Raw genomic sequence first — 21,345 nt, forward strand, 5'->3', positions numbered from 1 at the left:
TTAGCCCAGCCTCTTTTCAAGTGAGTCGGCCAGTGCCACCAGGATAAGGCAGCAGGATGTCGCGCCTGCGTCCAGCACACCGCGCGATCGTTCGCCCAGACGGCTGGCACGTCCGATCTTCGCGACCAGATCGATCGTGCTGTCACGTCCCTGTTCTGCGGCCTTGCGCATGGCAGCAAGGGCAGCAACGAACCCTTGCGATTTTGCTCCGTCAAAGGCTTCGACCGCCGGAACAAGCGTGTCGATCAGTGTCTTGTCGCCGACCTTTGCCGAACCGGTCCGGCGGACACCTTCAAGCGCGGCATTGAGAACGGCCGAGAACCCGTCGGCATCGATGGCGGGGCGCCCCTGAACGGTCGTTGCCATTTCCTGGAACATGAAGCCGTACAATGGCCCCATGGATCCGCCGATCTCGCTCATCAGGACATCGGACAGAACGCTCATCGCCTCATCAAGTGAAAGGGACTTGCCGGAAATACGCTCCGCGGCACGACCAAACCCCTTGGCCATGTTGATCCCGTGATCACCGTCCCCGATCAGACCGTCTATTTCGGAAAGATAGGCCTTGTTCGCGACGATCACCTCGGCAACTTCCGCCACGATCTCCTGAGATCCTGCAACAGGCACAGAAGGTCCCTCGATGGTGACATCCTTTGCGACGGTGGGCCGCGCTTCTTTTCGGCTTCCCCGTGACCTGTGGGTCTGAGCGCCTTCGGGAACTTCCGGTGCTTCGACCTTCCCGGTCGACATGCCCGGTGCCTCGGCGGCCATGTCCAGCAGCTCTTTCAGCTCACTGTCGAGCGCCATGACCGTCAAGGTCGCACCGATCATTTCCAGCGAGGTGAAGTAGTTGCCGACAAACGCCTTGTGCACACGAATGCCCTGCGCCTGGAGACGTGTCTCGATGCGGTTGTAGAGGACATAAAGCTCGTTCACGGGCGTGGCACCGAGACCCGAAACAAGCACGGCGACTTCCGCACCGTCCTCAAGTCCGTGATCATCGAGAACGATCTTCAGCATGTCGTCGGCCACGGCATCGGCAGAAGCGAGCTTTTCGACACGAACTCCGGGTTCGCCGTGGTGACCTATGCCGACTTCCATCGTACCGGCTTCGATCGAAAAGTTGGGATGACCCACAGCGGGCAAGGTGCAGGGCCCGAGACCCACACCAACGGACCGGCAGGCATCGATTGCCTTTTGCGCGGCCGCCTGCACTTCCGTCAATGACCCGCCGAGCGCAGCCTTCGCTCCGCCGATCTTCCACATGAAGATTTCTCCGGCTACACCCCGGCGCTTTTCCCGCTCGGCAAGCGGCGCAGAGCAGACGTCGTCGTTGGCAACCACCGTAACGACCTCGATGCCGTCGGGAGCCACCATTTCCTTGGCCATTTTCACGTTCATGTTGTCGCCGGCATAATTGCCGTAGAGGACGGCAACACCCTTGCCGCCATCGGCGGCGCGGATCGCATCGGCAAAGCTCTTGGCGGTCGGTGAGGAGAACAGCTCGCCAACAGCGGTGGCGTCGACAAGGTTCCGGCCGGTGTAGCCGATAAAGGCCGGTTCGTGACCCGATCCACCACCAGTGACGATACCCACACGACCTGGCCGCGGCGCTGTGGTGGACACGACAACACGGTCGTTTTCCGGATCCAGCCGGACAAGGTCGCTATGCGCCCTCACGAAGCCGGCAACGGTCTCGTCCACGAGGTTGTCTGGGTCGTTGATAAATCTCTGCATTCTCTTTCCGCTTGAAAAAACGTCACAGAAGGGCTCAGCCCCGGAAGCCATGCGCGAGACGCCTTTGAACAAAGGTCCGCGCTCGGCCAACCGAAGTTTCCGAGACAAGAGTGACGCTGATTAGCTCCTCCCTGAGCCGCCCTGAACGTGCAGGTCCGGTCTTGATGGGCTCTATGCTTCATCCGTATTTTGTCATTTGTCAAGCAAGAGTCGAATAATATCAAAAATTGACATTTTCCGTGTCGAAACGCTGTCGTCCAGCGACGCTACAGCATTGCAGCCGCAATCTCGGCCAGGGCCGGAACCGCCTTCCCACTACCTAAGGTTTCGGTATCTGCACTTGTTTGGAGAACGAATTTCGATGCCGTCAACTTGACCTGGCTCCGTCCAACTCGAGAGAACGGCGGGTAATGACCCACGGATCTAAGGCACTGATCTAAATGAGCATTCAGACATGCCTTTTGGCTGCTCTTATCGACGCAGGGAAGCGAAGGCCTTGCAGATGCCCACAGCATCGATCGCCCTTTGCCACCCCTCGAACGCCCGACGGCACAAATTGGCACTTTCTAGTTATGAGGGTAAAATTCACCCGGATGCGGAAGGTCGAAAATCCGCCTTGGACGGACCACTTCTTCCAAGGGTCCGACTTATGAAGAAGGTCAGTCCGATCAGTCCCGTCATGAGTGCCAGCCAGAATAGGGAGCGTTCAGCGTGGTTGCCGATCTGGCTGAGCTGATAGGCGATCGTGGCACCGGAGTAGGCGACGAACGTTGTCCATGCCGCAGCAAAGACGGCCCAACCGGCACCGATCTCCCGAGCAATCGCAGAAAGGGTCGCAACGCAGGGGATGTAAAGCAATACCGCCAGCATGTAGGCAAATGCAGCGCTCTGGCTGCCGAAGTACCTGGACATTTCGGCAAAGACGGCTGGCTGGACGTTCTGTTCGCCTGCCGCAGCTTCAAAACTGGATATGTCACCGACATCCAGTCCAAGCGGATCAAGCAAGGCATCCGCCAGGCCGAGCAGGGATTCGCCCAGGGCAAGCACCGTGGCTTGTGCGGTATCCATCGGATTGGGAATCACTTCACCTGCCGTTTCGCCGGAGGCGTAGAGAGCCTGCAGGGTCCCCACGACGGTTTCCTTTGCGAACATGCCGGTGAAAAGACCGACCGCTGCCGGCCAGTTGTCGGCACTGACGCCCATGGGTTCAAGAACGGGCGTAACCTGCCGGGCTGTGAGCGCCAGTATGGAGGTGCCATTGTCCTCATTGCCGAAGCTGCCATCAGGGCCGACGGAATTCAGAAACGACAGGAGCGCAACCACGATCACGATGGTCTTCCCGGCCTCGGCAACAAATTGCCGGATCCGGGCCCAGCAGAGCCGCAGGACCCTGGAAAGTGGTGGCATCTGGTAGATCGGCAGCTCGATTGCCAGAGGCCTGGGTCGCTGCAAGGTGAGCCGGGGAGCCAGCATCCAGCCGGTGAATAGCGCTGCCGCGATGCCGATCAGATAAAGTGCGAAAACGACATTCTGGCCCCCAACCGGGAAGAAAGCAGCGGCGAACAGCGCATAGACCGGAAGGCGCGCCCCGCAGGACATGAAGGGCGCCATCATCGAGGTCAAAATGCGCTCGGCGCGCGTGTCGAGAGTTCGCGTTGCCAGCACGGCCGGAATTGTGCATCCGAAGCCCAGCACAAGCGGCAGGAAGGCGCGGCCCGACAGTCCCAGACGACGCATCACGCGGTCCGCGACCACGGCGGCGCGGGTCATGTATCCGCTTTCCTCCAGAAAGATCTGGCACAGGAACAGGAACCCGACCACCGGCACGAAAGTCCCGACCGTCTGAATGCCGGTACCGATTGCGCCGACGGCAATGTCGAGGACCGTGCCGGACAGCCCCAGCTGATGGAAAACGAGCGCCGGCGTATCGACAAAGGCAGCCTGACCGAGGCCGTCGAAAAGATCGATGAAGACGCCGGACACATTGATCGTCAGGAAGAACAGGAGATACATCACGCCAAGAAACAGCACCGGGCCGAACCATGGCGAAAGGGCGATCCGGTCGAACCTGTCGGACAGAAATCTGCGACCTGCAGGGGGCGGCATATCTATGCGGCGCGCCAGAAGGGTTGCCTGTGCAAGGGGCGCGTCCGCCAGATACTGGTCGAGCGGCACACCATCCACAGGTCCGGTCTCCTCGATCAAACGGTCACGGATTTCAAGAAGGTCTTGTCTCGCGCGTTTTTCCGTCAGCCAGTCCCGCTCCATCAACCGGCGCGATGCGGCAACGGTGTTGGCGTTTTCATATTCGGGCCTGCCGTCCAGTACCTGTTGCAACGCCTCCAAGGCATCGCAGACCTTGCCGGGCAAGGATGTCTGCTGAGGAGAGGAAACGTGCTGCCGATCTTGCAGGCAACGTGCAAGCTGGTCATGGAGCTGATCGAGCCCTGAAAGGGTTCTGCCGGAAACGGCAACCACTGGAACATTCAATTGTTCGCTCAGAACCCGCGCGGCTGCGTCCACGGCAGCCGACGTCCAGCAGTCGGCCTTCGTCAGAACCGCCACAACCGGCACGCCGTTTCCACGGGCCTGCAGCAACATGGACAATCCGCGATGCGGCGCGGACAGATCCACCGCAACAATCAGGGAATCGTGCGCTACGTTGACGAGCGCGTCTCTGGCAACCCTTTCATCTATCCGTTCCGCCTGGGGAGCGGACAGGCTCGAGATTCCCGGCAGATCGACGAATTCTACGGTCAGACCCTTGATGACAGCCGTTCCGCTCTTTCGATCGACGGTCACGCCGGGCCAGTTGCCGATCGTTTGCCGGGCGCCGGTGAGCATGTTGAACAGCGTGGACTTGCCCGAATTGGCAGGGCCGAGCAGGAAAACCCGGTACTGCGCCGGCGCACAGGGCAGAAGGTCTCGCCGAACGCAACCGGGTGCGGCACAACTGGAACAGCCCATCAGACGCCCCTCCCCCGGAAAACGTGTTCGTGGGCCTGTTCCTTCTGGCGATTGCTGTCGCAACCGCAGCCGCAGTCACAAGGAGAGAGATGGACCGACAAGGCCAGATCCACGCCGATGGCGGCGCGAATGTCGCCACATGCCACGATGCGCGGCCGCAAACCGTTGCCGCGAAGAAGATTGATGACCGTGTCGGGTGCAAGCCCGGCCGCAAGAAGTTCCATGCGCGAGTGGCGTGTCTCGCCCAGGCAGACAACATGATACGCCTTGCCCGGCACGGCATGCGCAAGCGTCAGAACATCCGCGCCATCGGCCGTCGGCGGCGACGTTATTTGTCCACTTTCGGTTTGAAGGATTGTTTCAGACATTGGCGAAGCCCTTCTTGTTCCGAATAAGGGCGTAGCACCGGAAGAACCCGACCCAATTGACCATAGTCAAGTCTGACAGGGGGCCCGGTCGCGGCGAAAGATCACAGATCGACCGACGCAGGGCTGCCGGAGATCTAATTTCAGGCTGGTTCACCAGTCCATCGCCGCAGGCTGTCTCCCGGATCGATCCCCGCCGTTGCGAGCGCGCGGGCAGCAATCTGCCGGGTCATTTCCTCTATCGTTGAAAGGCCCAGATAAAACGGAGGCACCGGCGGTGCGACGATCGCACCCATGCGGGTAACCTTGAGCATTGCCTCCAGGTGCCCTTCGTGGAGCGGGGCTTCACGAGCCAGCAGGACAAGTGGCCTGCGTTCCTTCAGAGTGACATCTGCAGCGCGCGCCAGCAGTCCCTCCCCCGTGCCGTAGGCGATGGCTGCGAGGCTGCGCATGGAACAAGGCGCGACGATCATGGCATCCATCTGAAAGGATCCGCTGGATATGGGTGCGGCGATATCCGAAGCGGCATATTCCTGCGTCGCGAGATCTTGGATTTCCCCGCGGGCCGCATCGCCCAACTCAAGCTGTATCGTCCGTTCCGCCGCAGCGCTCACCGTGGTGAAGGTGTCGAGCCTGAGTGCCTTGCACAACCGCAGAATTTCAAGTGCAATTGCCGCACCCGATGCCCCTGAAATGCCGATTCCAAGTCGTTTGCGCCGGCTCATGGGCGCACCTCGGCCGCAGGTGTTAGGCACAGCTGCGCGAAGAGGCTGTCAGCGCGCGTTTCCATCTCCGCCGGCATGGTCAGTTTCTCCGCAAACGTACGTGCCGTCTCTGCGCCAATCTTGATCGTCGCATCAATGCCGAGCTTGCCCCCCAGTCCCTCGCGCGGACTGGCAAAGTCCAGTTGATCGACCGGTGTTCCGGTCAGGACGAGCAGGTCGCGCTCCGGGTCGGACCGTGTTGCGACAGCCCACATGACATCGTCCCAGTTCCGGATGTCGATGTCCTGATCGACAACGATCACGTATTTGGTCATCGAGAACTGCGGCAAGAGTGACCAGAAGCCCATCATCGCCCTCCGTGCCTGACCGGGATAGGTCTTGGCCATCTGAAGGATCGCCACTCTGTAGGAGCAGGTCGCAGGAGGCAGATGGACATCGATAATTTCCGGAATTGCCTGTTGCAGCAGCGGGCGGAAGAGACCCGTCATGGCCTCGCCGATAACAGAGGGTTCGTCGGGCGCCCTGCCGGTGAAGGTCGACAGATAGACGCAGTCCCGGCGCATCTTCATGGCCTTCAGCCGGAACACAGGATAATCGGCGGCTTCGTTGTAGTAACCTGTGTGATCGCCGAAAGGTCCTTCCAGCGCCGTCTCTCCCGGCTGGACCTCTCCTTCCAGGACAATCTCGGAACTCGCCGGGACATGAAGATCGATCGTATCGCAGGGAGCAAGCCTTGATGGCGTGCCGTTGAAGATGCCGGCCAGCGCCAGTTCACTCACGTTTGCCGGAGCCGGGATAACAGACGCCAGCAAGGTTGCCGGATCACAGCCGATAACCACGGCAACAGGCATTGCCTCGCCTGACTGCTGCCACTGGCGGTAATGCTGGGCACCTCCGCGAAACGGCAGCCAACGCAGGATTGCCCTGTCCTTGTCCAGCACCTGGATCCGGTAGATGCCGAGATTATAGCTCCTGGGGTCGTCCTTGCCGGGACGACGGGTAACGACCATTCCCCAGGTGATCAGCGGCCCCGCATCGCCCGGCCAGCAGGTCTGGACCGGAAGCTGCGAGAGATCCGGCTCAACCCGGTGAAGATCCTTGGGAACGCCAGTCATCTTCGGCCTTGAATTGAGCCCTGCCTTTGCCATAGGGATCAGGGTTCCAGCCTCCCGCCAGGAAGCGGGCGGCTGCGGACTGCGCAAGCAGGCCAGAAACTGTCCGAGGTCGGGCAGGTTTTCGGGGTGAAGACCCAATCCGTTCGCAACGCGCTTCGAGGTGCCGAAGAGATTGATCAAAAGGGGTGCGGCAAAACCGCCCCGGTCTGCCCGGACTGGATTGGAAACGAGGACCGCGGGACCGGCACTCCCGATCACCTTCTGATGCAACGCGGTCGCTTCAAGATGAACATCCACGGGGGTGCTCAGGGTCTTCAGATCGTCTTCACGACCCAGAAAATCCATGAATTTCCGCAAGTTGGGAAAGGGAGGCAGGTCGCGACCGGTCTTTTGCATCGTGATTCCAGCAAGACATGCGCGTGTGGCAACACGCTGCTCAGAGTGTCCGGCGATATCGGCAGAACGACCGATGCCCGCCTTGATAATTGTCAAGTTGGCAAGGGGCGATGCCGGTCTAGGCTCCGCTCACAGAAAGTGAGATCCGGATGCAAACACACCCCTCTTCGGAAAGCCTGCCACAACTCGTTTCCTCCCTTGTTTCGCCCCTGCCGAAACCTCCAATGGAAGCGCTGTTGTCGACCCTCACGAAACGCCTCGTCGCACGCCGGCCGGATCTGATCCGCAGGCTCGGCGACGTTGTCCAGGTGCCGATCGCGATCGTTCCGGACGATTTGCCCCACGCCTTTCTTCTGTCACTGGACCCCGACAACTCCAGGGTCCGGATCTGTGACAAGAGCCGGATTGGCGATGCCAGGGCGATCGTGCGCGCTCCCTTTCTGGTGCTGCTGGGGCTGCTGGACGGCACCTATGATGGCGACGCCCTGTTCTTCAGCCGTGATCTTCGTATCGAAGGCAGGACAGAGCACGTGTTGGCCTTGCGCAACACGCTGGAAGAGGCAGATCTCACCCCGGGCGAATTCTTCGGCCTGAGCGGACAATCGGCCGACTGGGTCAACACCATCAGCGACAAGCTGCTGGGCCAGGTTCGTGCCTTTGCGCAAAAATCCGCCCAGGCTGACTGTTCCCGGCAGAAACTCTCATGAAATCGCCTGAAGCAAAGGCGATGGAACTGGTTTGCCCGGCAGGAACGCCTGCCGCGTTACGCGCAGCAGCGGAAGCTGGGGCCGACGCGATCTATTGCGGCCTTGCAAACGAGACCAACGCGCGCAACTTTCCCGGGCTGAACTTCTCGCCGGAAGAGCTGGCGGAGGGCGTTGCCTTTGCCCACCGCAAGGGGTCCAGAGTGCTGGTCGCGATCAACACGTTTGCCCGGGCCGGAGATGTCGGTCTGTGGCGAGAGGCTGTCGATACGGCTGCGCAATGCAGGGCCGACGCCGTCATTGCCGCAGATCTTGCCGTTCTCGATCATGCGGCAAGCAACCATCCTGAACTGAGGCTTCATCTGTCCGTGCAGGCGGCCGCCAACACGCCCGAGGCGATCCGGTTCTATACGGACACTTTCGGGGTGAAGCGCGTCGTCCTGCCCAGGGTGCTGTCGGTGCCTGAAATCGCAAGTCTGAACAAGGAAATCAATGTCGAAACCGAGGTCTTCGTTTTCGGCGGGCTCTGCGTGATGACGGAGGGCAGATGCTCGCTTTCCTCCTACGCCACGGGCAAGTCGCCGAACCTGACCGGCGTGTGTTCGCCGCCGGAACATGTCGACTACACCGAAGACGCCGACGGCAAACTTCAGGCCCGGCTCGGCGGGTTCACAATCGACAGTTTCGAGCAAGGCCAGGCAGCCGGTTATCCGACGCTCTGCAAGGGCCAGTTCACCGTGGAAGGCAAGACCGGCTACCTGTTCGAGGACCCGGTTTCCCTCAATGCCTTCGAGCTTCTCGGAGACCTTTCCAAGGCGGGTGTCACAGCGCTGAAAATCGAAGGTCGCCAACGCGGCAAGGCCTATATCGCGGGCGTCGTCGGCGCGTTCAGAAAGGCTGTCGACAGTCTTTCAGACGGCGGCGACCCCGGCCCGGCCATCGGCGCCTTGAAAGCCTTTTCGGAAGGCGGCCGTCAGACCGCAGGCTCCTACAAGAAAACATGGCGATAAAAGATGCCGGACCATCCGAAAATTGAACTTGCGCTCGGGCCCTGTTTCTTCAACTGGTCTGCAGAGCGGCTTGTCGACTTCTACCGCGGCATCGCCGAGGAAGCGGACATCGACCGCGTGTATCTGGGTGAAGTCGTGTGCGGCAAGCGCATGCCGTTCACCGATGCAATCTGGCCGGACATCATGGAGATGCTGACCAAGGCCGGTAAACAGGTGGTCCTGTCCGGGCTTGCGCAACCCGTCAACAAACGGGAACGGGAGATCCTGCGCCAGCAGGCCGGTTATGACATGCCGATCGAGATCAACGATCTGTCGATGGTCCCGGGCCGCGCTGGCCAGGAATTCACGGCAGGCCCGTTTCTGAATGTCTACAACGAAGCCAGCCTCAGACTGCTTGCCGACAGAGGAGCCACGGCCTGGTGTCCTCCGGTCGAACTGCCTCTTGTTTCGATCCAGAAAATCGCCGCGCTCGTGCCGGAGGTGGACATTGAACTCTTTGCGTTCGGCAGGCTTCCGCTCGCACTCTCGTCCCGTTGTTACCATGCAAGGGCACATGGGCTGCGCAAGGATGCCTGTCAGTTTGTCTGTGATCGCGACCCGGACGGAATGAACATCGCCACACTGGACGATCGCAGGTTCCTGGCGGCAAACGGAATTCAGACCCTGTCGGATGCCGTTCATGTTGCGGGCGTAACCAGCGGACAATTGCTGGCAACGGGTATCCGCCGGCTACGCCTGTCTCCTCATTCGCTGGACATGGTGAAGGTCGCCGGCACATTCAGGCGTTTTCTGGATGGCGAGCTGACATGTGAAGACTTGAATGCAGAGCTCGCAGGCCAAGGCCTGCCCGGCCCTGTCTGCAACGCCTATCTCGCAGGAGATGCAGGATGGAAGACAGCAACACTCCCGGCCTGAGACCGGGCACCGAAGCGCGAAGCGAACCGTTTCCGGATGTCATCGAGCAGATCCACCGTGAACTGCAACGCCTGGACATGCCCTGTACGTGCAAGGAACAACTGGACCGGACGATCGTCGCCATAGAAACCTGGAGAACCCTCAAGCTGCAGAGGGACCTGACCAGCAATATCGAGACCGAGTATGCCCAGATGGCGTCCGGCATATCCTTCCTGAGCGATCTGGCGCTCCTCAGCCGCAAGCCGCTGTCACCGCAGGAAATGCTCGATCATGCCGAAAGCCTCAAGTTTCTGGCAGATATGGCGGATCGGTGTGCCCGGCGGCTGACGGAACTGGCCAGAATTTCCGGCAAGACCTGAAGACCGCTGCCTTACGGCATCAGCGTTGCCACGGGATCGACACCTGCAAACAAGGGGTGCGCGACTGCCAGGACAATGTAGAGCACAAGCCCTGCCGTTGCCCTGATCAGGATTGCTTGCCAGTTGACCGGCACCAATCTAGACGAATGCTTCATGTCGGCTAGCAGGCAATTCCAGGTATTGCCCATTTCCCTTTGTTTGCGCCGATCAATCAGTTTCATGCCCGCCAGAGAGAAAACCGCAAACGTTCCAAACAGGATGACGTGTGCCAGATCTCCGTTCGGAACAACATGCGCCACTGACCACAGAAACGCAGCCACCAGGATCGGGTGACGGGTCAGGCCGACGATGCCTGGACGCTCGGGATCGAACCGGTTGTTGTGCCGCCCGCCGAAGGAGAACGGGTTTGGTGCACCGATCCCGAAGGCGAGGATCAGACAGACGGGCAGCATCATCAATACGGGTACATAGGTCTGCCAGGGCTCCCAGGGCCAAAGCGCAACGTATGGCGCATCACGGGCTGCCACAATCAGCCACCACAGGATCCCCAGTGAAAGCAGCGAATAGCAGAGTGAAAACCCGCGCGGTGAGAGGAAGGCGACCAGAAGCGGACGAAGCGGCGGCCTGACCAGAACCATGTGGGAGGCGAAGAAGACCAGGAAGGCCGCGATAAAATTGAGCCAGTTGAGGCTGAGCATGGCAGGGGCGCTCTCTTCAGGAACACGTTTCCGGAACCTCGCAGCTCCGTCGATATACATGACTCTTATAGTCATGAATCCAATCCGACTTGACGATGGTCAAGACACTTGCAGACCCGTCTTGGGATCATGAGCCAAGGGCCCTTCGGCCTGTTTCATCTTCAGCTGCATTTGCCGGTCTGCCGGCAGAAACACCCTGAAAGGCAAGCTCATGATGGCAACTCATCGTTTTGGGGCATTGGGCAACCCTACCCGGATCCCGACAGTGTTGACCGCCGGGTTCAGGTTCTTTTTCCTGTCCGCAGGCATTTTTTCGGTATTTGCCATGCTCGCCTGGACAGTCTGGCTCGGTGTGCACGCCGCCGGAGGCACCTTTATCTCCACACCCATGGCCATGGCACCGCACCTCTGGCACGCGCATGAAATGGTTTTCGGCTACACCGCTGCCGTTATTGCAGGGTTCTTCGTGACAGCGGTGCCCAACTGGACCGGAACGAAGGAAGCCGGTTCGCTGTTTGTCATTGCCAGTGGCACGGTCTGGCTTGCGGGACGGATCGCCATCTGGTTTTCCAACAGCATCGACCCGGTGATCGTTGCCGCGGTAGACCTTGCCTTTGTCCCGGTCCTCTCCACCGCTGTACTCGGGCGCCTTGCTCGCAAATCCCAGGCCCGCAACATGGTGTTTCTGGCCCTGCTGACGGCTCTCCTCACCGGCAATCTGATGATGCATCTGGAGTGGATCGGCTGGACCGACGACACCGCCCAGGCCGGTGTTCGAATGGGGATTTTTACCAGCACGGCCATGATCGCGATTATCGGTGGCCGGGTCGTGCCGGCGTTCACGCGCAACGCCCTGCTTCGGGCGGGCTATCAAGGGTCCCTGCCCGCGTCGCGTGTCTGGCTGGACCGGGCAGGTATCCTGCTTGTGCTGCTGGCTGCCCTCGCATTCCTGCCGTTTGTGCCTGAGGTGTTGCGTGGTGGGCTTTGCCTGGCGGCCGGGCTGGTCACACTGTTACGTCTTGCCGGCTGGCAAGGCTGGGCGGCGCGAAGGGAACCGATCCTCTGGATCCTGCATGCCGCCTATCTGCTGCTTGGGTCGGGGTATCTGGTTTACGGTGTGACTTTACTAACCGGCGAATACTCCGAAACGGCTGCCCTGCATTTGCTTGCTGCCGGAGCAATCGGCAGCATGACACTTGCAATGATGACGCGCGCCTCGCTCGGTCACGCGGGTTTGCCGTTGAAAGTGTCGAGGCCGATCGTGCTCGCCTATGTGCTTCTGATCGCCGCCGCGCTAGTGCGAAGTTTCGGGCTCAGCGCCCTCGGCTACTTCGAAACCATGCTGCTGTCGGGCAGTTTGTGGATCGTGGCCTTCGCTTTGTATGTCGGAGTCTATTTCCCGATCCTGACGACGCCTCGAATACGAAAATAACAATATTTATCAAGGCGCTCGCCACAGGTGAGCGCCTTTTTTTCATCTCCTGAAAAATCAATTTCGACACGCTTGACTATCGTCAAGAAGTTCCAGGCCATGAAGGCCGACAACTAGCCCCAAGAGAAAACACACGACTTCTTGGAGCGCGTCTCGTGGGTCATCCCCGTCACATTTTTCTGTTCGCCTTCCTGAGCATCGCTGTTGCCCTGGGTCTGGTGGGAATCGCACCGGTCAAGGCAGATGAAGCGCTGGTCCAGCATTACCTCGACAAGGTAGCGCCGGGCGAACTCGTGCCGGGGGCCGAAACTTTCGGCCCGCTGAAGAACGATGTTCCGGTCGTGCCTGCCCTGAAAGGCAAAGACACGCTCGGCTGGGTTTACCTGACTTCGGATTTCGTCTCCACAACGGGCTATTCCGGCAAACCGATCCACACTCTTGTCGGGGTCGACAAGGACGCCGTCATCACGGGTGTCCGACTGGTCAAACACTCCGAACCGATTGTCCTGATCGGAATTCCGGACAAGAAAATCCGTGCGGTCACGGAAGGATATGCAGGTCTCGACCTGAAGTCGGAAGCTGCCAGTGGTGGCTCGGCACACGATCTCGACATCATATCCGGCGCGACCGTGACCATCATGGTCATCGACGATTCCATCATCCGTTCGGGCCTGAAGGTTGCACGGACCCTGGGTCTGGGTGGTCTTGCTTCCGAAGTTGCGGAGAGTGGCCCGCAAAGGGAAGTCGATACCGGCAAGAAAGACATCAGTGACTGGATGACGTTGACCGGTGATGGCTCGGTACGGCGCCTCTCCCTGGATGTCGCGCAGATCAACGAATCCTTTGTGAGCCAGGGTGACAAACGTGCGGTCAAACGGCCTGAAAAAGGCCCGGAAACCGACACCTTCATCGACCTCTATCTCGCTCTTGCAGATGTACCTTCAATCGGCCTGTCGCTGTTGGGCGAAGCGGAATATGCCAACCTGATGGCACGGCTTGACGACGGCGACCACGCCATTCTTGTGGCCGGCCGGGGGCGCTATTCCTTCAAGGGGTCGGGTTATGTGCGGGGTGGGATCTTCGACCGGATCCAGCTCATCCAGGACGATATCTCGGTTCGTTTCCATGATCGCCAGCACAACCGCGTCGGCACGATCGCCGCGGAAGGTGCCCCGGCCTTTTCCGAAATGGACCTCTTCATCATTCCGGCGGACTCAGGTTTCGATCCTGCCAAGGAATTCCGGCTGCAGCTGCTCGTGCAGCGCCCGGTCGGGCCGATCGAAAAGGTGTTCCTGACGTTCGACCTCGGCTACCGGCTGCCAGAAATCTATCTGAAGACCGTTGCACCAGCCGCAGCGCCTGTCGCAGCTTCAGGTCAATCCAGTGCAGCCGCCGCGGAAAAGGACACAGGTGTCCAGGCCCTCTGGAAACGGATCTGGAATGACCGCAAGACGGACGTTCTGATCCTTGGCGCTGCCATCGCCGTGCTCACGCTGGTGTTCTTCTTCCAGATGCAGGTAACCCGCAACGAGCGTTTCACCTTCTGGTTCCGCATCGGCTTCCTCACCTTCACGCTGGTCTGGCTCGGCTGGATGGAAAACGCCCAGCTGTCAGTGGTCAACGTGCTGGCCTTCTTCTCCGCCCTCACGAGCGACTTCAGCTGGGACGCCTTCCTGATGGATCCGCTGGTGTTCCTGCTGTGGTTCTCCGTGGCTGCTGCCCTTCTGTTCTGGGGACGCGGCGCCTATTGCGGCTGGCTGTGCCCCTTCGGCGCCCTGCAGGAGCTGACCAACCGTATCGCCAAGCTGTGCCGTATCCCGCAGATCGAAGTGCCGTGGGGTCTGCATGAGCGCCTGTGGCCGGTGAAATACATCATCTTCCTGGGTCTGTTCGGACTGTCGCTCTATTCACTCGATGTGGCCGAACACTATGCCGAGGTCGAACCCTTCAAGACGGCCATCATCCTGAAGTTCCAGCGCGCCTGGCCCTTCGTCCTGTTCGCGGTGGCCCTGCTGGCAGCCGGCCTGTTCATCGAGCGGTTCTACTGCCGGTATCTGTGCCCGCTCGGCGCGGCCCTCGCGATCCCGGCACGGCTGCGGATGTTCGACTGGCTGAAGCGGTACCGCGAGTGCGGCAACCCCTGCAACCGCTGCGCCAAGGAGTGCATGGTCCAGGCCATCCATCCCGAAGGCCACATCAATCCCAACGAGTGCCTGAACTGCCTGCACTGCCAGGTTCTGTATCAGCACGACCAGAAATGTCCCGTTTGCATCAAGAAGCTCGCGAAAAGACGGCGGTTCGAGGTGCAGACCGGTCTCGTCAAGCCGGACACAAAAGCCAAGGCAGAAACGCCGGTGCCGGCCAAATAACCTTCAAAAGGCAACCTAAGGAGATCAGCCATGAAGGACACTCAAGAACAGCGCGGCGTATCCCGCCGGGATCTGTTGGGCGGATCAGCCAAGACCGCCATCGTCGCCGGTATGGGCGCAGTCGCCCTCAGCGGTGCAGACCTTGCATATGCGCAGGGAGACGGACAGAAGTTCGAACTCGCACCGGGTGAACTCGACGAATATTACGGCTTCTGGTCGTCCGGCCAAAGCGGCGAGTTGCGCATTCTCGGTTTCCCGTCCATGCGCGAACTGATGCGTGTTCCGGTGTTCAACCGTTGCTCGGCAACCGGCTGGGGTCAGACCAACGAGTCCCTCAAGATCCTGACGGAAGGTCTGCTGCCGGAAACCAAGGCCTATCTCGCGGCGCAGGGCAAGGTCACCTATGACAACGGCGACCTGCACCATCCGCATATGTCCTTCACCGACGGCACCTATGACGGTCGTTACATCTTCGCCAACGACAAGGCGAACACGCGCGTGGCCCGCATCGATTGCACCACGATGAAGTGCGACAAGATCATCGAGATCCCGAACGCACACGACATCCACGGCATGCGGCCGCAGAAATATCCGCGCACGGGCTATGTCTTTGCCAATGGCGAGCATGAAGCCCCGCTGGTCAACGACGGCAAGATCCTGGACGATCCGTCCCAGTATTCCTGCCTGTTCACCGCCATCGACGGTGACGAGATGAAGGTCGCCTGGCAGGTGATCGTATCGGGCAACCTCGATAACTGCGACGCCGACTACCAGGGCAAATACGCCTTTTCGACCAGCTACAACTCGGAAATGGGCATGAACCTTGCCGAAATGACCGAGAGCGAACTGGACCATTGCGTCGTCTTCAACATCAAGGCGATCGAGGAAGCCGTCGCTGCGGGCAACTACCGGGAACTCAACGGTGTGCCGATCGTCGATGGCCGCAAGGAAGCCAATTCCCAGTTCACCCGCTATATCCCGGTTCCGAACAGCCCGCACGGCTGCAACGCGGCACCGGACAAGAAGCACATCGTCATCAACGGCAAGCTGTCGCCCACCTGCACGGTGATCGACGTGACCAAGGTCGACGCGCTCTTCTCTGACAATGCCGATCCACGCTCGGCTGTTGTCGCCGAACCTCAGCTCGGCCTTGGCCCGCTCCACACGGCTTTCGACGGCAAGGGCAATGCGTTCACCACCCTGTTCCTCGACAGCCAGATCGTGAAATGGAACGTCGACAAGGCCATCCGCGCCTATGCGGGCGAAGAAGTCGATCCGATCATCTCGAAGGTCGATGTGCATTATCAGCCGGGCCACAACTCCACGTCCATGGGTGAAACCGCGGAAGCGGACGGCAAATGGCTGATCTCGATGAACAAGTTCTCCAAGGACCGGTTCCTGAACGTCGGTCCGCTGAAACCGGAGAACGAACAGCTCATCGACATTTCCACCGACGACATGAAGGTGGTTCACGACGGGCCGACGTTCGCCGAGCCGCATGACAGCATCATCGTGCATGCGTCGAAGCTGAATCCGGCAACTGTCTGGGATCGCAACCATCCCTGGTTTGACGATGCCAAGAAACAGGCTGCCGCCGACGGTGTCGAGCTGGAATATGCCGCGGATGTCATCCGCGACGGCAACAAGGTGCGTGTCTACATGCACTCGGTCGCGCCGACATTCAGCCTCGAGAAGTTCACGGTAAAGCAGGGCGACGAAGTCACCATCTACGTCACCAACATCGATGATATCGATGACCTGACCCATGGCTTCTGCCTGTCCAACTATGGCATCGCCATGGAAGTTGGTCCGCAGGCGACCGCGTCGGTCACCTTTGTTGCCGAACGCCCGGGCGTCCATTGGTACTATTGCCAGTGGTTCTGCCATGCGCTGCACATGGAAATGCGCGGCCGGATGTTCGTGGAACCGAGGAACGCCTGAGCCATGCACCGCGCCTTTTTCAGATCACTGGCCCTTTCCACCGCTGCTGTGGCGAGCCTGACCGTCTGCGGTCCGCTACAGGCGGAAGAATGGCAGGTACCAGCCGAAAAGGGCGCCTTGCAGCAGGTTCTTCAACAAGCGCAGGCCGGGGACATTCTCCGGCTTGCACCCGGCAAGCATGAGGGCCCCGTGGTTCTCGACAAACCCTTGACGCTGAGTGGAGCGGGCAAGGCTGGCATTGCCGGCAACGGCACAGGTAGCGTTGTCACCATCAACGCACCGGACAGTGTCGTGGAAGGGTTGGAACTGACCGGGTCCGGCCTCTCGCAGGAAACGCTGGATGCAGGCGTCAAGCTGTCCAAGACCGCGCATCGCGCCATCGTGCGTGACAACCGGATCCTCGACAACCTGACAGGTGTCGATGTTCATGGTGCGCGCAACGCAACAGTTTCGAACAATCTCATCGAAGGCCGTCAGGACCTGCGCATGAACGAGCGCGGCAACGGCATCTACGTCTGGAACGCGCCTGATCTTCTGGCGGAATACAACACGATCCGCTACGGCCGCGACGGCATCTTCGTCAACACCAGTCCCAAGGACACCTTCCGCAACAACCGGTTCGAAGACCTGCGTTTTGCCGTTCATTACATGCACGGCAACAACGGTGTCATCGAGAACAACGTTTCTGAAGGCAACGACATCGGCTACGCGCTGATGTTTTCCGACCGGCTGAAGGTACGCAACAACGTCTCGATCGGCGACCGCAATCACGGCCTCATGCTCAACTACGCCAATCACGCCGAGATTTCCGGCAACCAGGTTGAAGGCGGCGGCGAGAAGTGCCTGTTCATGTACAACGCCAACAAGAACACGGTGACAGACAACAGCTTCGAAGGCTGCCCCATCGGTGTTCACTTCACCGCAGGGTCTGCAAATAACGCCTTCAAGGGCAATGCCTTCATCGCCAACAAGACCCAGGTGAAATACGTCGGCAGCCGCCAGCTTGACTGGAGCACGGACGGGCGCGGCAACTACTGGAGCGACCACCCGGCCTTCGACATGAACGGCGACGGCATTGCCGACACCGCCTACCGGCCCAACGACATGGTCGACCAGGTCCTCTGGACCCAACCTTCCGCCAAGCTTCTGGTCGGCAGTCCGGCTGTTCAGCTGCTGCGGTGGACCCAATCTCAATTTCCGGCGCTGCTGCCAGGCGGCATCGTCGACAACGCTCCACTGATGCATCCGCCGGTGCGGGCGACACCGAATTCGGGAGTTCAAGGATGACCGAAACGTCCCTTTCTGCACCGACCCTCCGCGTGGACGGCGTCTGCAAGACCTTTTCCGGGCACAAGGCCGTCGATGACGTGTCTTTTTCGCTGAACGCAGGTGAACGGGTTGCCATGCTCGGGCACAACGGCGCCGGCAAGACCACACTGTTCAAGATCGTGCTCGGGTTTCTGAAGCGCGACCATGGAGACGTCGCCGTCATGGGAGCTGCCCCCGGCAGTCACGATGCCCGTGTCGGCACGGCCTATCTGCCGGAATCGGTCGCCTTTCCCGCCTCGCTCACCGGCAAGGAAGTACTGACCTTCTACGCGAGACTGAAAGGCGAAAGCCCGGCCAGGGCCTTGCCGCTGCTCGAAAGGGTTGGCCTGGCGGAGGCTGCAAAACGGCGGGTCGGCACCTATTCCAAGGGCATGCGTCAACGCCTTGGTCTCGCCCAGGCTCTTGTCGGGAGACCTCGGCTGATCCTGCTGGATGAGCCCACCACCGGACTTGACCCCATTTCCCGGCAGACGGTCTATGAACTGATTGGTGAAATCGCTGGTCAGGGAACGACGGTGCTGTTGTCGTCTCACGCCCTCACCGAGCTGGAGGCCCGGACAGACCGGATCCTGATCCTGTCGAAAGGCCGGCTCGTTGCCGACGATGTGTTGAGCCGCCTGCGTGCCCAGGCCGGGCTGCCGATCAGGCTGAAGGTTTGGACCAGGCCCGAAGACCTTGCTCATGTCTCCGAAAGCCTCGGCGGAGGGCAGATGAACGGACGTTCGGTCGAGTTCAACTGCAACGCGGACGACAAGGTGAAAGCCCTTTCGGCAATCAGCGCACTCGGCAACCTGGTTGAGGATGTCGATGTGCACGCGCCAAGCCTCGACGACGTCTACCGGTATTTTTCCAGCACTGCTGGCAAGGAGGCCTGAACCATGTTCTCCAGAATCCTCACCGTAGCAGGACAAGAAATCCGAATTGGTATCCGCAACAGGTGGATCCTGCTTGCAGCGATGATCCTCGCCGTGTTCTCGCTGGCGCTCGCCCTGCTCGGCTCGGCACCAGCCGGAACGCTCGGCGTCGACCGCCTGACCATTACCGTTGCCTCTCTGGCCAGTCTGTCGGTCTATCTCGTGCCGCTCATCGCCCTGCTGCTCGCATTCGATGCCATCTGCGGCGAGATCGAGCGTGGCACACTGCTGATGACGCTGTCCTGCCCGATCTCCCGTGTCGAATTTCTGATCGGCAAGGCCGTCGGCCACACGCTGGTTCTGGCGTTCGCACTGGTTGTCGGCTACGGCCTGACCGCCGGACTGCTTGTGGCAGCGGGCTTCGGCTCCCTCTCGGGCCTTGCGGATTTTGCGCGTCTGATCGCAACCTCGATCCTGCTCGGCGTCTGCTTTCTCGCCACGGGCTACGTTCTGAGTTCACTGACACGCCAGTCGCGCACTGCGGCGGCGGCTTCAGTTGCCGTGTGGCTAATGTTGGTCGTCCTGTATGACCTTGCGCTGCTTGGCGCGCTGGTCGCAAACCCAAGCGGTGTCTTTGCGTCCGACGTTTTCCCCTACGCCATCCTGCTCAACCCGGCCGACGCCTTCCGCCTGTTCAACCTGGCCGCCCTCGGCGCAAGCGATCTGGTGGGCGGCATGGCCGGGGTGGCAGACACGCTGCCCTTCGACCCCTTGCTCGCCCTTGGCTCCCTGGCCGTATTTGCCGGCCTGGCCATGGCCGGCTCCGCTCTTCTGATAAAAAGGATTGCGCCATGAAACGCGCGCTCATTTCGATATTCATGCTCGGGGTCCTGGCTGCCTGCCAGGAAGAGGTTCAGATTGCCAAACCCGATGCCGTGCATCTGACACCGGAGGCGGCTGGTCACTACTGCCAGATGACCGTTCTGGAACATGACGGCCCCAAGGCGCAGATCCATCTGGCAGGAAATCCCAATCCGCTCTGGTTCACACAAGTCCGCGATGCAGTTGCCTTCCTGCGTTCTCCCGAAGAGCCGAAGGATATTGCTGCCGTTTATGTCAATGACATGGAGCAGGCAGAAAGCTGGACCCAGCCCGGTACCGACAACTGGATCGATCTGGATGGGGCCTGGTTCGTCATCGGCAGCAACGTGGCAGGCGGCATGGGCGCCCCGGAAGCAATTCCCTTTGGCACGCAGGCCGGAGCGGATGCGTTCGCGCGGGACAACATGGGCCGCGTCGTCCGCGCCGAAGACATCCCGACCGACTACGTTCTGGGAGCCGTCGATGTGTCCGCTGCCACCTCGGTCCCCATGTCTGTAAAACACGGGGCTGCGCAATGACACATGCAACCATCAATCAACCACCCATGAACCGCAGGCGTTTCCTGCGGATCTGCGCCGCCGGTGTTGCTGGCCTTGCATTGCCCGCAAGCGGAGCAATGGCAGGTGCACAGGCCCAATTGTACCGCTGGCGCGGCATTGCGCTCGGGGCTGGGGCCGAGATCGATATCCTGCATGAAAGCGCAAGCGAAGCGAAACGCCTGTTCACCAGGGTGGAAGCGGAAATCCGCAGGCTGGAAGCGATCTTCAGTCTCTACCAACCGGACAGCGAGCTGGTCCGGCTGAATGCCAACGGACGGCTTTCGGCGCCTTCTCTGGAAATGGTCGATCTGCTCGGCCTGTGCGACAGGATACACGCCGCGACTGAAGGAGCCTTCGACACGACCATTCAACCTTTGTGGGCCTATTACGCCAGGCAGGCGTCCGGCGACACCGGAGAAGATCTTGCAACTGCACGAAGCCGCACAGGCTTCAGACACGTCGTTTATGGCCCGGGCGAGATCCGCTTTGCGCAAAAAGGCATGTCCATGTCCTTCAACGGCATTGCCCAAGGCTACATCACGGACAGGGTGACGGCCCTGCTAGCCGCGAAGGGATGCACGAACATGGTGGTCGATCTCGGTGAGATCGCCACCAGAGGCGGGCCGGATGAAGAACCTGCTCTCGACGTAGGCGCTCACCGTGGCTGGCCAGTGACCTTGCAGCCAGTGGCCGAAAGCGCAGAGGCGAAGACCAGGATCAGATTGACGAACGCCGCAGTCGCCAGTTCCGCGCGGCTCGGAACAACATTCGATCAGGCCGGCCGGCGCTCCCACATCATCGATCCGCGAACCGGCCTGCCGGTTGCGGGTGCAGTAGATGGCGCCAGCGTCATAGCTCCGGCCGCAGCTCTTGCCGATGGCCTGTCCACGGCTGCATTGGTACTTGAAGAGAACCGCCTTGGCAAAGCCCTTACCGACTTTACGGCAACCAGCGCCTTCGTGGTGCGCCGCGATGGTTCGACAGGGTGGCTGAGGGCTTGAGGAAAGC

General features: G+C 60.4%; 18 protein-coding genes. 12 read left to right on the plus strand and 6 right to left on the minus strand.

Annotated features, from left to right (window positions below; all coding sequences use genetic code 11):
• From dhaL to J7447_RS23715, 5 genes are all read right to left on the minus strand, one after another.
• On the minus strand, window positions 1–1,737 hold the full coding sequence (gene dhaL, locus J7447_RS23695; protein ID WP_209171136.1) for a dihydroxyacetone kinase subunit DhaL: 1,737 nt from the start codon (window positions 1,735–1,737) through the stop codon (window positions 1–3).
• A 585-nt stretch (window positions 1,738–2,322) separates the two neighbouring features.
• Complete coding sequence (gene feoB, locus J7447_RS23700) at window positions 2,323–4,704, minus strand: ferrous iron transport protein B (RefSeq protein ID WP_209171137.1); 2,382 nt, start codon at window positions 4,702–4,704, stop codon at window positions 2,323–2,325.
• Window positions 4,704–5,072 (minus strand): FeoA domain-containing protein, encoded by a 369-nt coding sequence (locus tag J7447_RS23705; protein WP_209171138.1) that lies wholly within the window; start codon window positions 5,070–5,072, stop codon window positions 4,704–4,706. The genes feoB and J7447_RS23705 overlap by 1 nt, the downstream gene beginning before the upstream one ends.
• Window positions 5,073–5,212: 140 nt before the next feature.
• Window positions 5,213–5,794 (minus strand): UbiX family flavin prenyltransferase, encoded by a 582-nt coding sequence (locus tag J7447_RS23710; protein WP_209171139.1) that lies wholly within the window; start codon window positions 5,792–5,794, stop codon window positions 5,213–5,215.
• Window positions 5,791–7,305, minus strand: coding sequence for a UbiD family decarboxylase (locus tag J7447_RS23715; RefSeq protein WP_209171140.1), 1,515 nt, complete (start codon window positions 7,303–7,305; stop codon window positions 5,791–5,793). The genes J7447_RS23710 and J7447_RS23715 overlap by 4 nt, the downstream gene beginning before the upstream one ends.
• A gap of 149 nt (window positions 7,306–7,454) precedes the next feature.
• Between J7447_RS23715 and J7447_RS23720 the strand changes: the two genes are divergently transcribed.
• The 4 genes from J7447_RS23720 to J7447_RS23735 are packed head-to-tail and all read left to right on the plus strand — an operon-like array spanning window position 7,455 to window position 10,293.
• Window positions 7,455–8,012 (plus strand): SCP2 sterol-binding domain-containing protein, encoded by a 558-nt coding sequence (locus tag J7447_RS23720; protein ID WP_209171141.1) that lies wholly within the window; start codon window positions 7,455–7,457, stop codon window positions 8,010–8,012.
• Entirely contained in the window at window positions 8,009–9,019 is a 1,011-nt protein-coding gene (locus J7447_RS23725; protein WP_286189518.1) for a peptidase U32 family protein, read from the plus strand. The genes J7447_RS23720 and J7447_RS23725 overlap by 4 nt, the downstream gene beginning before the upstream one ends.
• Window positions 9,020–9,022: 3 nt before the next feature.
• On the plus strand, window positions 9,023–9,934 hold the full coding sequence (locus tag J7447_RS23730) for a U32 family peptidase (protein ID WP_209171142.1): 912 nt from the start codon (window positions 9,023–9,025) through the stop codon (window positions 9,932–9,934).
• Entirely contained in the window at window positions 9,907–10,293 is a 387-nt protein-coding gene (locus tag J7447_RS23735) for a hypothetical protein (protein ID WP_152507826.1), read from the plus strand. The genes J7447_RS23730 and J7447_RS23735 overlap by 28 nt, the downstream gene beginning before the upstream one ends.
• Window positions 10,294–10,304: 11 nt before the next feature.
• Here J7447_RS23735 and J7447_RS23740 read toward each other — a convergent pair whose 3' ends face one another.
• Window positions 10,305–11,066: an NnrU family protein gene (locus J7447_RS23740; RefSeq protein WP_286189519.1), complete on the minus strand. Its 762-nt coding sequence runs from the start codon at window positions 11,064–11,066 to the stop codon at window positions 10,305–10,307.
• A 139-nt stretch (window positions 11,067–11,205) separates the two neighbouring features.
• Between J7447_RS23740 and J7447_RS23745 the strand changes: the two genes are divergently transcribed.
• The 8 genes from J7447_RS23745 to J7447_RS23780 all read left to right on the plus strand — a co-directional run bounded on the left by J7447_RS23745 (window position 11,206) and on the right by J7447_RS23780 (window position 21,338).
• A complete protein-coding gene (locus J7447_RS23745) occupies window positions 11,206–12,423 on the plus strand; it encodes an NnrS family protein (RefSeq protein WP_286189577.1) in 1,218 nt (405 codons plus the stop codon).
• Window positions 12,424–12,578: 155 nt separating this feature from the next.
• Complete coding sequence (locus tag J7447_RS23750; protein ID WP_209171144.1) at window positions 12,579–14,792, plus strand: NosR/NirI family protein; 2,214 nt, start codon at window positions 12,579–12,581, stop codon at window positions 14,790–14,792.
• A 30-nt stretch (window positions 14,793–14,822) separates the two neighbouring features.
• Entirely contained in the window at window positions 14,823–16,733 is a 1,911-nt protein-coding gene (gene nosZ / locus J7447_RS23755; protein ID WP_055660829.1) for a TAT-dependent nitrous-oxide reductase, read from the plus strand.
• 3 nt (window positions 16,734–16,736) lie between these two features.
• A complete protein-coding gene (locus J7447_RS23760; protein ID WP_209171145.1) occupies window positions 16,737–18,020 on the plus strand; it encodes a nitrous oxide reductase family maturation protein NosD in 1,284 nt (427 codons plus the stop codon).
• Window positions 18,017–18,937, plus strand: a complete 921-nt coding sequence (locus J7447_RS23765) for an ABC transporter ATP-binding protein (RefSeq protein ID WP_168687701.1) — start codon at window positions 18,017–18,019, stop codon at window positions 18,935–18,937. Before J7447_RS23760 ends, J7447_RS23765 begins: the two co-directional genes overlap by 4 nt.
• A 3-nt stretch (window positions 18,938–18,940) precedes the next feature.
• The gene (locus J7447_RS23770) at window positions 18,941–19,771 is read left to right on the plus strand and encodes an ABC transporter permease subunit (protein WP_168687702.1); all 831 of its coding nucleotides are present in this window, start codon (window positions 18,941–18,943) and stop codon (window positions 19,769–19,771) included.
• On the plus strand, window positions 19,768–20,316 hold the full coding sequence (locus J7447_RS23775) for a nitrous oxide reductase accessory protein NosL (protein WP_209171146.1): 549 nt from the start codon (window positions 19,768–19,770) through the stop codon (window positions 20,314–20,316). Before J7447_RS23770 ends, J7447_RS23775 begins: the two co-directional genes overlap by 4 nt.
• A complete protein-coding gene (locus J7447_RS23780) occupies window positions 20,313–21,338 on the plus strand; it encodes an FAD:protein FMN transferase (RefSeq protein WP_209171147.1) in 1,026 nt (341 codons plus the stop codon). The genes J7447_RS23775 and J7447_RS23780 overlap by 4 nt, the downstream gene beginning before the upstream one ends.
• Window positions 21,339–21,345: the final 7 nt, after the last annotated feature.

This window comes from Labrenzia sp. R5_0, assembly GCF_017743835.1.
In the GTDB taxonomy this organism is placed as follows: domain Bacteria; phylum Pseudomonadota; class Alphaproteobacteria; order Rhizobiales; family Stappiaceae; genus Roseibium; species Roseibium algicola.